The 13,076-nt window shown below is 72.8% G+C and carries 12 protein-coding genes; all 12 read left to right on the top strand.

What is annotated here, in order from left to right; translation table 11 throughout:
* The first annotated feature begins 24 nt into the window (after positions 1-24).
* The 12 genes from ACGH52_RS37015 to ACGH52_RS36960 are packed head-to-tail and all read left to right on the top strand — an operon-like array spanning position 25 to position 13,069.
* Positions 25-1,578, top strand: a complete 1,554-nt coding sequence (locus ACGH52_RS37015) for a right-handed parallel beta-helix repeat-containing protein (protein WP_399945918.1) — start codon at positions 25-27, stop codon at positions 1,576-1,578.
* Between the two features lies 1 nt (position 1,579).
* Positions 1,580-2,812: an O-antigen ligase domain-containing protein gene (locus tag ACGH52_RS37010; RefSeq protein ID WP_399945915.1), complete on the top strand. Its 1,233-nt coding sequence runs from the start codon at positions 1,580-1,582 to the stop codon at positions 2,810-2,812.
* 2 nt (positions 2,813-2,814) lie between these two features.
* On the top strand, positions 2,815-4,056 hold the full coding sequence (locus ACGH52_RS37005; protein WP_399945912.1) for a glycosyltransferase: 1,242 nt from the start codon (positions 2,815-2,817) through the stop codon (positions 4,054-4,056).
* Positions 4,053-5,303, top strand: coding sequence for a class I SAM-dependent methyltransferase (locus tag ACGH52_RS37000; RefSeq protein WP_076972468.1), 1,251 nt, complete (start codon positions 4,053-4,055; stop codon positions 5,301-5,303). The genes ACGH52_RS37005 and ACGH52_RS37000 overlap by 4 nt, the downstream gene beginning before the upstream one ends.
* Positions 5,300-6,109 (top strand): glucose-1-phosphate cytidylyltransferase, encoded by an 810-nt coding sequence (locus tag ACGH52_RS36995; RefSeq protein ID WP_076972469.1) that lies wholly within the window; start codon positions 5,300-5,302, stop codon positions 6,107-6,109. The genes ACGH52_RS37000 and ACGH52_RS36995 overlap by 4 nt, the downstream gene beginning before the upstream one ends.
* On the top strand, positions 6,106-6,753 hold the full coding sequence (locus tag ACGH52_RS36990; protein ID WP_399945908.1) for a PIG-L deacetylase family protein: 648 nt from the start codon (positions 6,106-6,108) through the stop codon (positions 6,751-6,753). The genes ACGH52_RS36995 and ACGH52_RS36990 overlap by 4 nt, the downstream gene beginning before the upstream one ends.
* A 3-nt stretch (positions 6,754-6,756) precedes the next feature.
* Positions 6,757-7,782 carry an NAD-dependent epimerase/dehydratase family protein gene (locus tag ACGH52_RS36985; protein WP_399945905.1) on the top strand — a complete coding sequence of 342 codons (1,026 nt, stop codon included), beginning with the start codon at positions 6,757-6,759 and terminating at the stop codon, positions 7,780-7,782.
* On the top strand, positions 7,770-9,053 hold the full coding sequence (locus ACGH52_RS36980) for a DUF4910 domain-containing protein (protein WP_399945902.1): 1,284 nt from the start codon (positions 7,770-7,772) through the stop codon (positions 9,051-9,053). The genes ACGH52_RS36985 and ACGH52_RS36980 overlap by 13 nt, the downstream gene beginning before the upstream one ends.
* Positions 9,054-9,058: 5 nt before the next feature.
* On the top strand, positions 9,059-10,348 hold the full coding sequence (locus tag ACGH52_RS36975; protein WP_399945899.1) for a hypothetical protein: 1,290 nt from the start codon (positions 9,059-9,061) through the stop codon (positions 10,346-10,348).
* Entirely contained in the window at positions 10,345-11,292 is a 948-nt protein-coding gene (locus tag ACGH52_RS36970) for a glycosyltransferase family 2 protein (protein WP_076972472.1), read from the top strand. The genes ACGH52_RS36975 and ACGH52_RS36970 overlap by 4 nt, the downstream gene beginning before the upstream one ends.
* Positions 11,289-12,521 carry a polysaccharide pyruvyl transferase family protein gene (locus ACGH52_RS36965; RefSeq protein ID WP_059296478.1) on the top strand — a complete coding sequence of 411 codons (1,233 nt, stop codon included), beginning with the start codon at positions 11,289-11,291 and terminating at the stop codon, positions 12,519-12,521. The genes ACGH52_RS36970 and ACGH52_RS36965 overlap by 4 nt, the downstream gene beginning before the upstream one ends.
* Complete coding sequence (locus ACGH52_RS36960; RefSeq protein ID WP_076972473.1) at positions 12,518-13,069, top strand: dTDP-4-dehydrorhamnose 3,5-epimerase family protein; 552 nt, start codon at positions 12,518-12,520, stop codon at positions 13,067-13,069. Before ACGH52_RS36965 ends, ACGH52_RS36960 begins: the two co-directional genes overlap by 4 nt.
* Positions 13,070-13,076 lie beyond the last annotated feature (7 nt).

The following is a 13,076-nucleotide window of genomic DNA, read 5'->3' as shown; positions in this document are numbered from 1 at the left end:
GCGGGGAGAGGGAGAGGAGGACGCATGGGGATCACCTGGCGGAGCCGGGCCGTGTCGGCCGCGGCACCACTGGCGCTGGCGCTGCTGGCGGCCGGCTGTGTCGGCACGTCGGACGCGCCGTCGCCCGGGCCCTCCGCGTCGTCCGCCCCGTCCGCCTCGTCCGCCCCGTCGGACGGGGCCCCCGCGGCCCGGGTGTGCGCGAAACCCGCGGCCGGACCGGCGAAGGCACCGGCCGGTGCGGTGACCGTCGACCCGGCGGTCGTCGGCGACCTGGCCGCCAAGACCCGCGACAGCCCCGCGCACACCACCTTCTGGCTGCGGCCCGGCAAGCACCGGCTCGAACCCGACCGGTACTCCCAGGTCGTCCCCAAGGAAGGGAACCGCTACCTCGGCGCGCCGGGCGCGGTGCTCGACGGGCGCAAGACCAATCGGTACGCGTTCGGCGGCACCGCGCGCGACGTCACCATCGGCCACCTCACCGTGCGGGGCTTCGCCGCGCCGCACGACGAGGGTGTGGTCAACCACGACTCGGCCGACGGGTGGGTGATCGAGCACGTCACGGTCCGGGACAACTCCGGCGCCGGCCTGATGGCCGGTGACCGCCAGCAGGTGCGCGCCAGTTGCCTGCGCGACAACGGCCAGTACGGCCTGAACGCGTACAAGGGCGACGGCACCATCAACGACCTGGTGCTCGAGGGCAACGAGATCACGGGCAACAACACCGGCGACTGGGAGCGCAAGCGGCCGGGCTGCGGCTGCACCGGGGGCGTCAAGTTCTGGGCCGTCGAGGGCGCCGACATCCGCGGCAACTGGGTGCACGACAACCGCGGGACCGGCCTGTGGGCGGACACCAACAACAACGACTTCCTCATCGAGGACAACGTCATCGAGTCCAACGACGGTGCCGCGCTGATCTACGAGACCAGCTACAACGCGGTCGTGCGGGAGAACACGATCCGGCGGAACAACTGGGTCGAGGGCCGCGAGAACACCGACGGCGGCGACAACTTCCCGTTCGCCACCGTCTACATCTCCGAGTCCGGCGGCGAACCGCGGGTCGAGGCCCGCACGGACAAGATCGAGATCTACCGGAACGTGCTGGAGGACAACTGGTCCGGCATCACCCTGTGGGAGAACGCCGACCGGTTCTGCAACAGTCCGGCCAACACCTCGTCCGGCGACTGCACGCTGCTGGTGAAGGACATCGAGCGCTGCGCGCGCCCGGCGATCGGCAAGGCACCGCTGTACGACGACTGCCGGTGGAAGACCCAGCGGGTGGACGTCCACGACAACCGCTTCCTCCTGGACAAGACCGTCGTGGAGTGCACGTCGAACTGCGACCGCATGGCGCTGCTGGCGAACTACGGCACCTATCCGGACTGGTCCCCGTACCAGGGCGAGCGGGTGGCCGAGGCCATCACCCACCGGCAGGACAACCGCTGGCACGACAACGTCTACGTCGGTCCGTGGAAGTTCGTCGCCCACGACCCGAGCCGGGTCCTCGACTTCGGACAGTGGCGGGGCGCGCCCTACCGGCAGGACGCGGGCAGCACCCTGCGCGCACGGGACGGGGGTTGAGATGGACGCGGAGCACACACCGAAACTGGTCGGGACGGTCTGGGGACTGCTGGTCCTCAACACGCTGGGCTCCACGGGGGCGGAGACCGTCGTCCCGCTCCCCCGCTCGCTCATCCAGATGGTCACCATGGGCGCGCTGGTCGCCGCGTTCTCCCTGGCGCTCGCGCTCAATCTCCGGCTGCGCGTGCGCGCCAGTGCCTTCCTGTTCCTGCTCACCCTGCTGCTGGTGCCGAGCCTGATCGCCAGCGCGGACCTGGAATCGGGGCTCGGCGCGCTGTTCCGCTGCGCCCGGATGGCTCTCTTCGTCGGCACGCTGTGGCTGCTCAGCCGCTGGTGGGACGGCGGCCCGACGTTCGTCCGGCATCACATCCGGATGTACTTCGTCGTCCTGTGCTCGGTGGCCGCCGGCGCACTCGTCTCGCCGGGCGCGGCCATGCCCGACCTGTACGGCGGGCGGCTGGTCGGCGCGCTGTGGCCGCTCACCCCGCCGCAGATCGGACAGTACGCCGCGGTGATCATCGGGCTCGCCGTGCTGCTCGTGCTGGGCCACCGGACCGACCGGCGCAGCGCGGCGCTGGTCATCGTGCCCTCACTCGTGCTGCTGGTGCTCACCCATACCCGGACGGCCACGCTCGGCCTGCTCGTCGGCCTGACGCTCGCGATCGGCTCGCTCACCCTGACCAGCGCCGCCGCCCGCCGGTTCTTCTCCTGGGCGGTGCTGTGCGCGGCGGTGGCCGCCGTGGTGTTCGCCTCCGCGCTGCAGGCGTGGTTCCTGCGCGGGCAGAGCGAGGAGAACTTCAGCAATCTCACCGGCCGGGCCAAGGTCTGGGACGCGCTGCTGGCGGCGCCCCGGACCCTCGGGGAGAAGGTCTTCGGCATGGGTCTGGGCGACAAGTCGTTCGACGGGCTGCCGATCGACAACAGCTGGCTGGCCGTCTACCACGAGCAGGGTCTGATCGGCGTCACCCTGGTGGCGGCGGTCTTCGTCGTGCTGGGCGGCGTCGCCCTGCTGCGGCCGCCGTCCCTGGCCAGGGCCTGCGCGATCTTCCTGATCAGCTACTGCGCACTCGCCTCGTACACCGAGGCGGGCCTCGGCGACGCCTCGCCCTACCTGCTGCACCTGGCCGTGGCGGCCTCCCTGCTGGCGGAACCCGCCCCGGACACGCCGCTGCCGGTGCCCGACCCCCCTCGACGACGCGTCCCGCGCTGGGCGCGGACCTCGGAGGTGATCTGAGCATGCACGTCCTCGTGGTGCACAACCGGTACAACTCGGCCCAGCCGAGCGGCGAGAACAACGTCGTCGACCAGGAGGTGGAGCTGCTGCGCGCGGCCGGCCACCGGGTCGGGCTGTTCGAGCGGCGCAGCGACGACATCGCCGCCCGGTCCCTGCCGGGGAAGGCCGCGCTGCCGCTCCTGGTGCCGTGGAACCCGGCGGTCCGCAGGGAGCTGGCCGCCCGGCTGCGCGCCGAGCGGCCGGACGTGGTGCACGTGCACAACGTCTTCCCGCTCCTGTCGCCCGCGGTGCTGGCCGCCTGCGCCGACGCCGGGGTGCCCGCCGTCGCCACGCTGCACAACTACACGCAGGTCTGCCCGCCCGGCACGCTGCAGCGCGAGGGGCGGCCCTGCACCGAGTGCGTCGGGTCGACGCCGCTGCCCTCCGTGCGGCACGGCTGCTACCGCGGCTCCCGCCTGGCCACGGTGCCGCTCGCGGTCAGCCTGGCGGCCAACCGGCGGCGCTGGTGGTCCGGTGTGGAGCGGTTCTTCTGCATCTCGGCGGCGCAGCGCGACGTGCTGGTCCGCTCGGGCATGCCGGCCGAGCGGCTGGCGGTGAAGCACAACTTCGTGCCCGAGCCGGAAGAGCGCCGTGCGGGTACGGGCGAGCACCTGCTGTATCTCGGCCGGCTCGCCGAGGCCAAGGGCGTGCGGCTGCTCATGGCCGCGTGGGACGAACTCGCGGCGGCCGGAGGTGTGGGCGTCCCGCTCGTCATCGCCGGCACGGGGCCGTTGGAGCGCGAGGTGACCGCCTGGGCGGGCGGGCGGGACGACGTGCGCTACGTCGGTCTGTACGACCCGGAACAGTGCAGGCGGGCCCTGGCGCGGTCGGTGGCCGTGGTGGCTCCCTCGACGTGGCTGGAGGCATTCGGCCTGGTGGTCGTGGAGGCGATGGCGGCGGGGGTCCCGGCCGTCGCCGCCGGACACGGCGCCTTCGGCGAACTCGTCGAGGACGGGGTGACCGGGCTGCTGCACCGGCCGGGCGAGTCCGCCTCGCTCGCGGCGTGTCTGCGCCGGATCACGGCGGAGCCGGACCGGAACCAGGACATGGGCCGGGCGGCCCGGCGCCGATACGAGCAGGGGTTCAGCCCGGCCGTCGGGCTGGAGCGCCTGCTGGAGGGGTACCGCACCGCGATCGCGGGGCGGTCGGCACAAGCTCGCGGCGGGGACACCCGCGCGGGCAGGGGGGATGGGGGCAGTAGATGACACGATGCCGACTCTGCGGTTCGGCGGCGATGGAGAGCGTCGTCGATCTCGGAGCGACTCCGCCGTGCGAGAGCTTCCTCGCGGCGGACCAACTGGACCGGCCGGAACCGGCGTACCCGCTGCACCTGCGGGTCTGCACCGACTGCTGGCTGGCGCAGATCCCCGCGCTGATCACGCCGGAGGAGACGTTCACGCAGTACGCGTACTTCTCCTCCTACTCGACCTCCTGGGTGGAGCACGCGCGGACGTTCGTCACCGGCGCCGTGGAGCGGCTGGGGCTCGGCCCGGACGCCTTCGTGGTCGAGGTGGCGAGCAACGACGGGTACCTGCTGCGGCACATGGTGGACCGCGGGATCCGCTGCCTCGGCGTGGAGCCCTCGGTGAACGTCGGTGCCGCGGCGCGCGAGGCGGGCGTGCCCACGCTCACGGCGTTCCTGAGCCCTGACACCGGCGCGGCCGTCCGCGCCGAGCACGGCCCGGCGGACCTGGTCGTGGCCAACAACGTGTACGCGCACATCCCCGACGTCATCGGCTTCACCAAGGGGCTGCGCGCCCTGGTCGCCGACGACGGCTGGGTCTCGATCGAGGTGCAGCACCTGCTGACGCTGATCGAGGAGAACCAGTACGACACGATCTACCACGAGCACTTCCAGTACTACACGGTCGCGTCCGCGATCCGGGCACTGGCCAGTGGCGGACTCGCCCTCGTGGACGTCGAGCTGCTGCCCACGCACGGCGGTTCCATCCGGCTGTGGGCCCGGCCCCAGGAGGTGGCCGGTGAGCCGGGCAGGCGGGTGGCCGAGGTGCTGGACCGGGAGAAGGCGGCCGGGCTGCGGGAGCTGTCCGGGTACACCGAGTTCTCCGCCCGGGTGGCCAAGGTGCGCCGGGACCTGCTGCGGTTCCTGATCGAGGCGGCCGAGCGCGGCGAGACGGTCGTCGGCTACGGGGCGCCCGGCAAGGGCAACACGCTGCTCAACCACTGCGGCATCCGGCCCGACCTGCTCGCGTACACGGTCGACCGCAACCCCTACAAGCACGGCAGGTTCACCCCGGGCACCCGCATCCCGATCCTGCCGCCCGAGCGGATCGCCGCCGACCGGCCGGACTACGTCCTCGTCCTGCCGTGGAACCTGCGGGCCGAACTGGTCGAGCAGCTGTCGTTCGTGCACGAGTGGGGCGGCCGGCTGGTGTTTCCCATTCCGGAACTGAGCGTTGTCGAGGCCGCGTCCCGAGAGGTCACAGCATGAAGGTCGTACTGTTCTGCGGCGGTTACGGCATGCGGATGCGCGAGGGCGCGTCCGACGACGTGCCCAAGCCGATGGCGATGGTCGGGCCGCGGCCGCTGATCTGGCACGTGATGCGCTACTACGCGCACTTCGGGCACAAGGAGTTCATCCTGTGCCTCGGCTACGGGGCCCATCACATCAAGGACTTCTTCCTCAACTACGAGGAGACGACGTCCAACGACTTCGTGCTGCGGGGCGGGCGGACCGAGCTGCTGTCCGCCGACATAGCCGACTGGACGATCACGTTCGCGCAGACCGGCATCGAGTCGCCCATCGGGGAGCGGCTGCGCCGGGTGCGGCACCATCTGGACGGCGACGAGATGTTCCTCGCCAACTACGCCGACGTGCTCACCGACGCGCCCCTGCCGCAGATGATCGACTCCTTCGCGCGGCGGGACGCCGGGGCGTCGATGATGGTGGTGCCGCCGCAGTCCTCGTTCCACTGCGTGGATCTGGGCGAGGACGGTCTGGTGGGCGGCATCACGCCCGTGAGCGACCTGCCGCTGTGGGAGAACGGCGGCTACTTCGTGCTCCGCCAGGAGGTCTTCGACCACATCCCGGAGGGCGGTGACCTGGTGGCCGACGGGTGCACGCAACTGGCCAAGCGCGGACGGCTGGTGGCGCACCAGCACCGCGGTTTCTGGAAGCCGACGGACACCGTGAAGGAGCGCGCCGCGCTCGATGCCGCCTACGTCCGGGGCGAGCGTCCGTGGGCCGTGTGGGAGCGGGACGGCGCCGCGGCGCCCGCGGGGGTGAGGACCGCGTGATCCGGCTCGGTGCCGGGCGCCCGGACCGGGTCGTCGCGGTGGGCGCGCACTGCGACGACATCGCCATCGGTGCCGGCGGCACCCTGCTGACGCTGTGCCTGGCCCGGCCGGGCGTCCGCGTGGACGCGCTGGTGCTCTCCGGCGGGGGCGGCGAACGGGAGCAGGAGGAGCGGGCCGCGCTCGCCGCCTTCTGCCCGGGCGCCGACCTGCGGCTGACGGTGCTCAAGCTGCCCGACGGCCGGATGCCGGCCCACTGGGAGGAGGCCAAGGCCGCGGTGGAGGATCTGCGGGAGCGGACCGAACCGGACCTCGTCCTGGCCCCGCGCACCGATGACGCGCACCAGGACCACCGCGGCCTGGCGAAGCTGATGACCACCGCGTTCCGCGACCACCTCGTGCTCCGGTACGAGATCGTCAAGTGGGACGGCGACCTGGGCCGCCCGTCGGCCTACCAGCCCTTGACGCCGGAGGTCGCCGAAGAGAAGGTGCGGCTGTTGCAGGAGCACTATCCCTCGCAGCGGCACCGCCCCTGGTACGACCGGGAGGCCTTCCTGGGCCTCGCCCGGATCCGCGGCATCGAATGCCACGCCCGCTACGCCGAGGCGTTCGACGTCGCCAAACTCACTCTCAACCTGGGGGGTTGAACCTTGCGCGTACTGCTCACCGGACACCAGGGCTACCTGGGCACCGTGATGGCACCGGTCCTCACGGCCGCCGGACACGAGGTCGTCGGGCTGGACGCCGGCCTGTTCGCCGACTGCGTCCTGGGACCGGCACCCGCCGACCCCCCGGGACGGCGGGTGGACCTGCGCGACCTCACGGCCGAGCACGTGGCCGGGGTGGACGCGGTGATCCACCTGGCCGCGCTCTCCAACGACCCGCTGGGCTCGCTGGCGCCGGAGCTGACCTACGACATCAACCACCACGCGTCGGTGCGACTGGCCCGGCTGGCCCGCGACGCCGGGGTGCAGCGTTTCCTGTACGCCTCGACGTGCTCGGTCTACGGCGCCGCGGGCGGTGGCGACCTGGTGACCGAGGACGCCCCACTGCGCCCGGTGACGCCCTACGCGGAGTCCAAGGTGCGGGTGGAGGACGATCTGCACGCGCTGTCCGACGGCGACTTCAGCCCGGTGTACATGCGCAACGCCACCGCCTTCGGCTACTCGCCCCGGCTGCGCGCGGACATCGTGCTGAACAACCTGGTGGGCCACGCGCTGCTGTCCGGCGAGGTGCTCGTGCTCTCCGACGGCACCCCGTGGCGCCCCCTGGTGCACGCCGCCGACATCGCCCGGGCCTTCACCGCCGCCCTGGAGGCGCCCCGGGAGGCGGTGCACGACCGGGCGTTCAACATCGGCAGCGAGGTCAACAACGTCACGGTCGCCGAGATCGCCGAGGAGGTGGCCGCGGCGGTGTCCGGCTCGAAGGTGGTGATCACCGGGGAGACGGGGGCCGATCCACGCTCGTACCGGGTGGACTTCTCCCGGTTCCGGGCCGCGATCCCCGGCTTCGACTGCGAGTGGACGGTCAAGCAGGGCGCGCTCGAACTCGCCGAGGCCTACCGGAAGCACGGGCTCACCCGGGAGGACTTCGAGCAGCGCTACACCCGCCTGGCCGTGCTGCGGGCCGCCTCCGAGACCGGCGCCGTCGACGACACCCTGCGGTGGCGCCGATGACCGAGCCCGGAGAGGAGATGTACGCCCTGGTGGAGCGGATGTACCCGCTGTGCCGGAGCATCACCGGCGACGGGGTGCGCGCCACCCTGCGGATCGTCGGCGAGTACATCCCTCTGCACGTGCACGAGGTACCGACCGGGACGCAGGTGCTCGACTGGACGGTGCCGCAGGAGTGGAACATCCGGGACGCGTACGTCGCCGACGCCGCAGGGCACCGGGTCGTCGACTTCACCGCGTCGAGCCTCCACGTGCTCGGCTACAGCGTGCCGGTGTCGGCGACCATGCCCCTGGCCGAGCTGCGCCCGCACCTGCACACCCTGCCGGACCAGCCGTCCTGGGTGCCGTACCGCACGAGCTACTACCGGCCGGAGTGGGGTTTCTGCCTGGCCCAGGAGACGCTCGACGCGCTGCCGGAGGGCGACTACGAGGTCCGTATCGACTCCACCCTGGCGGACGGACACCTCACCTACGCCGAGCACGTGGTCCCCGGGCAGGTGTCCGACGAGGTGCTCGTCTCCTGCCACACGTGCCACCCGTCGCTGGCCAACGACAACCTGGCCGGCATCGCGGTGGCGACGTTCCTGGCCCGGGAGCTGGCGCGGCGGAACCCGTACTACACCTACCGGTTCGTCTTCGCGCCCGGCACCATCGGGGCGATCACCTGGCTGGCCCGCAACCGGGAGCGGGTCGAGCGGGTCAAGCACGGCCTGGTGCTGGCCTGCGCGGGCGACCCGGGGCAGCTGACGTACAAGCAGAGCAGGCGCGGCGACGCGGAGATCGACCGGGTGCTGCGGCACGTGCTGGCCGACTCCGAACGCCCGCACCGCGTCACGGAGTTCACGCCCTACGGCTACGACGAGCGGCAGTACTGCTCGCCCGGGTTCGACCTCGGCGTGGGTTCGCTCACCCGGACCCCGTACGCGGGCTACCCCGAGTACCACACGTCGGCGGACAACCTGGACTTCGTCTCCCCGGCGGCGATGGCGGACACCCTCGCCGTCTGCCGCGAGGCGTTCGCCGTCCTGGACCGCAACCGGCGGTACGTCAACCTCAGTCCCTACGGGGAGCCGCAGTTGGGGCGGCGCGGCCTGTACGACTCGCTGGGCGGCCGCAGCGACGCGAAGCAGGCCCAGATGGCCATGCTCTGGGTGCTCAGCCTCTCCGACGGCGAGCACGGTCTGCTGGACGTGGCCGAGCGGTCGGGGCTGCCGTTCGACACCGTCGCCGCGGCGGCCGACGCCCTGCACGGCGCCGGACTGATCAAGGCATGACGCCGATGACCGTCGAAGGGGAGAAGACGACGACACCGGCCGGGGCCGCCCGGCGGGGCGTCGTCGGCAGGCTGTCCTGGGGGCTGGCCGACCAGGCGGCCTCCAGCCTGTCCAACTTCGTGGTGGGCATCTACGTGGCACGCTCGCTCGGACTGACCGCGTTCGGCGTGTTCAGCCTGGCCTGGGTCACCTACGGCGTGGTCCTCAACGTCTCGCGCGGGCTGGCCACCGACCCGCTCGTGGTGCGCTTCAGCGCGGTGCCGGAGCCGTCCTGGCGCGGGGCGGTGGCCCGGGCGTCGGGTGCCGCGCTCCTGGTCGGCGCCGGGATCGGCGCGGTGTCCCTGGCCGCCGGGCTGGGCATCGGCGGCCAGGTGGGGGCCGCGTTCGCCGCGCTCGGCATCGTGCTGCCGGGGCTGCTGCTCCAGGACGCCTGGCGGTACTCGTTCTTCGCCGCCGGTGTCGGCCGCAAGGCGTTCGTCAACGACGTCGTGTGGGCCGTCGCGCTCCTCCCGGCCATGGTCGTGGCGGCCCGGGTGGGCACGGTGCCTGCCTTCCTGCTCGCCTGGGGCGGGTCCGCCGCGGTGGCCGGTGCGTACGGCTGGTTCCAGTCCGGCATCCGGCCGAGGCCGACCGGGGCCCGCGAGTGGCACCGCGACCACCGCGACCTCGGCTACCGGTACCTGGTCGAGAACGTCGGCGTCAGCGGCGCCGGCCAGATCCGGGCGTACGGGCTCGGCGCGATCGTCGGCGTCGGCGCGGTGGGCGTGATCCGCGGCGCGGAGCTTCTGCTCGGGCCGTTCCTCGCGGTGCTGATGGGGCTGTCGCTGGTCACCGTGGCGGAGTCGGCACGGGTGCTGCGGCAGGCCCCCGAGCGGCTCGGGAAGTTCTGCTTCCTGCTCGGCGCCGGGCAGACCGTCGCCGCGGTGCTGTGGGGCGCGGCGCTGCTGCTGGTGCCTGACCGGCTCGGCGAGTTCGTCCTCGGCGACGTCTGGAGCGGTGCCTCGCAGCTCATCGTGCCGGTCACGCTCAGCGTCGCGGGCGCCGGGCTCGGCACCGGCGCGGCGGCCGGACTGCGGGCGCTCGCCGCGGCCCGGCGCAGTCTGCGCTGCCAGTTGTTCGCCTCCGCCTGCTATGTCGCCGGCGGGCTCTCGGGCGCGGTCGCGGGCGGCACGGTCGGTTCGGCCTGGGGCGCCGCCGCCGCCTCCGCCTGCGGCTCGGCCGTGTGGTGGCACCAGTTGCGGGCCGCCCTGCGCGAGCGCCACGCCCCTCCCCTTCCCGAAGTGAGGAACACATGACCCCCCACCCCCGGCTGAGCATCGGCCTTCCCGTCTACAACGGCGAGGAGTATCTGGCCGAGTCGCTGGACGCCCTCCTGGGGCAGACCTACGAGGACTTCGAACTGGTGATCTCCGACAACGCGTCGACCGACGGCACCCAGGCCATCTGCCGCCGGTACGCCGCCCAGGACTCCCGCATCCGGTACATCCGGCTGCCCCGCAACATCGGCGCCGCCCCGAACCACAACTACGTGTTCACCGAGTGCCGCGGCGAGCTGTTCAAGTGGGCCTCGCACGACGACCTCTACGCCCGGGACCTGCTGCACCGCTGCGTCGAGGCGCTGGACGAGCGGCCCGACGTGGTCCTCGCGCACAGCGGCCAGGCCGTCATCGACGGCGACGGCAAGGTGAAGGTCCCCTACGAGTACGGGCTCGCCACCGACTCCCCGCGCGCTCCGGAGCGCTTCCGCAGCCTGCTGTTCGAGCCCGGCGGCGACGACTTCTACGGGGTGATGCGGGCCGCCGTGCTGCGCCGGGTGAAGCCGCACGACAGCTACCACCACGCGGACCGCACCTTCGTCGCCGAGATCACCCTGCACGGCCCCTTCCACCAGGTGCCGGAACTGCTGTACTTCCGCCGCGACCACCCCACCCGGGCCGAGCGGGCGAACCCCTCCAAGCGCGCCCGCTGCGTCAACCTGGATCCGCGCCGGGCGGGCCCGCTGCATCCGACGCCGCGACTGCTCGCCGAGTACGTCTGGGGCTTCGCCTCGGCGATCGGGCGGGCGCCGCTGTCCTCGGCCGACCGGCGCGCGTGCCACCGCCACCTGGCGGCCTGGCTGACCAGCCGCGTCCGGCCGGGCGCGGGCGAGCGGGTCGAGGACCGCGCCCCCGTCGAGCCGGACCGGCTCACCGTCTGCGTCGACGACCTGGTCGCCGGCCGCGAGGGAGGGCGGGCATGACCTCCATGCGCGCGAAGCCGTTACACGTCGGCGTGTTCGGCCTGTTCGGCGCCGGCAACAGCGGCAACGACGGGTCGCTGGAAGCCGTGCTCGACCACCTCCGGGCCACCCGCCCCGACGCGGTCCTGGACGCGATGTGCGGCGGACCCGAGGTCGTCGCGACCCGGTACGGGATACCCGCGACGCGGCTGAACTGGTACCGCGGGGAGTACCGGACCGCGTCCCGGGTGAGCGCCGTCGCGGGCAAGGCCCTGGGCAAACTCGTCGACGTCCTGCGGACCGCCGCCTGGGTGCGCCGGCACGACGCGGTGATCGTGCCGGGCACGGGCGTGCTGGAGACCACGCTGCCGCTCAGGCCGTGGGGTTTCCCGTACTCGCTGTTCCTGCTGTGTCTGACGGGCCGGCTGTTCGGCACCCGCGTCGCGCTGGTCAGCGTCGGCGCGGGTCCGATCGGCAACCGGCCGACGCGCGTGCTGACACGCTGGTCGACACGGCTGGCCGCCTACCGGTCGTACCGGGACGACCAGTCGCGCGACGCCATGCGGGCGATGGGCGTGGACACCGCGCGGGACGAGGTCTACGCGGACCTCGTGTTCGCCCTCCCGGCGCCCTCGGCGAGCGAGCCCGCGGGCACCCGGGGCCCGGTCTGCGTCGGCGTCATGGACTTCCACGGGAGCAACGACGAACGCGACCGGGCCGAGGAGATACACCGGCGCTACCTCGACGGGACGACGCGGTTCGTCCGCGCGCTGGTCGAGGAGGGCAGGCCGGTCCGGCTGCTCACCGGCGACGAACTCGACCGGCCGGTGGCCGCCGCGATCGTCGACGCGGTGGGCTCACCGCTGGTCACCGTCGCCGAGGCGGCCTCGCTGGCCGACCTGATGAAGGAGACGGCGAGCGCCGACAGCGTGGTGGCGACCCGCTACCACAACCTGGTCTGCGCCCTGAAGGTCGGTACGCCGACCCTCGCGCTCAGCTACTCGGCGAAGAGCGACGCGCTCATGGCCGAGATGGGGATGGGCGCGTACTGCCACTCGGCCCGCGAGGCCGACGCCGACCGGCTGCTGGAGCAGTTCCGCGAGCTGGAGCGGCGGTCGGCCGAGGTGCGGCGGACCCTCTTCGAGCGGAACCTGGCCGTCGCCCGGCGCGTCGAGCAGCAGTTCGCCGCCCTGGCCGCGGCCCTGTTCCCCGCGGCCGGTCACACCCACACCCTGCGGGAGGCACCATGAAAGCGACCGAAGTGCCGGAGATCGCCGGCGCGTACCTGTTCGAGCCGACGCCGCACGCCGACGAACGCGGCTTCTTCTGCCGCACCTTCGACGCCGACGTGGTCCGCTCGGTCGGCCTCGACCCGGCCGCCTTCGTCCAGGACAGCGTGTCCCGCTCGGTCCGGGGCGTGCTGCGCGGCCTGCACCTGCGCTCCGGCGCGGGCGAGGCCAAGCTGGTGCGGTGCTCGTACGGGAGGATCTTCGACGTCGTCGTGGATCTGCGGGCGGACTCGCCGACCTACCTGGGCCAGGCCTACTTCGAGCTGTCCGGCGAGACACAGGCGACCGTCTACGTCCCGGCGGGGTGCGCGCACGGCTTCCAGTCGCTGACGGAGACCTCCGACGTGTCGTACCGGATCGACCGCCCGCACGATCCGGCCGAGGACGTGACCATCGCCTTCGACGACCCGGAGCTGGCCGTCCCCTGGCCGCTGCCGGTCACCTCGGCGTCCGCCCGGGACCGGCAGGCGCCGAGCCTCGCCGAGGTCCTGAAGCATCTGGAAGGGTGAGGCCGCA

The organism is Streptomyces sp. BBFR25, from assembly GCF_044590125.1.
In the GTDB taxonomy this organism is placed as follows: domain Bacteria; phylum Actinomycetota; class Actinomycetes; order Streptomycetales; family Streptomycetaceae; genus Streptomyces; species Streptomyces canus_D.
This window is presented reverse-complemented; position numbering and strand designations above follow the sequence as displayed.

What these genes read in the sequence shown, in the direction of transcription:
- ACGH52_RS37015 (WP_399945918.1), top strand. Translation starts at nt 25, where the DNA reads ATGGGGATCACCTGGCGGAGCCGGGCCGTGTCGGCCGCGGCACCACTG.
- ACGH52_RS37010 (WP_399945915.1), top strand. Translation starts at nt 1,580, where the DNA reads ATGGACGCGGAGCACACACCGAAACTGGTCGGGACGGTCTGGGGACTG.
- ACGH52_RS37005 (WP_399945912.1), top strand. Translation starts at nt 2,815, where the DNA reads ATGCACGTCCTCGTGGTGCACAACCGGTACAACTCGGCCCAGCCGAGC.
- ACGH52_RS37000 (WP_076972468.1), top strand. Translation starts at nt 4,053, where the DNA reads ATGACACGATGCCGACTCTGCGGTTCGGCGGCGATGGAGAGCGTCGTC.
- ACGH52_RS36995 (WP_076972469.1), top strand. Translation starts at nt 5,300, where the DNA reads ATGAAGGTCGTACTGTTCTGCGGCGGTTACGGCATGCGGATGCGCGAG.
- ACGH52_RS36975 (WP_399945899.1), top strand. Translation starts at nt 9,059, where the DNA reads ATGACCGTCGAAGGGGAGAAGACGACGACACCGGCCGGGGCCGCCCGG.
- ACGH52_RS36970 (WP_076972472.1), top strand. Translation starts at nt 10,345, where the DNA reads ATGACCCCCCACCCCCGGCTGAGCATCGGCCTTCCCGTCTACAACGGC.
- ACGH52_RS36965 (WP_059296478.1), top strand. Translation starts at nt 11,289, where the DNA reads ATGACCTCCATGCGCGCGAAGCCGTTACACGTCGGCGTGTTCGGCCTG.
- ACGH52_RS36960 (WP_076972473.1), top strand. Translation starts at nt 12,518, where the DNA reads ATGAAAGCGACCGAAGTGCCGGAGATCGCCGGCGCGTACCTGTTCGAG.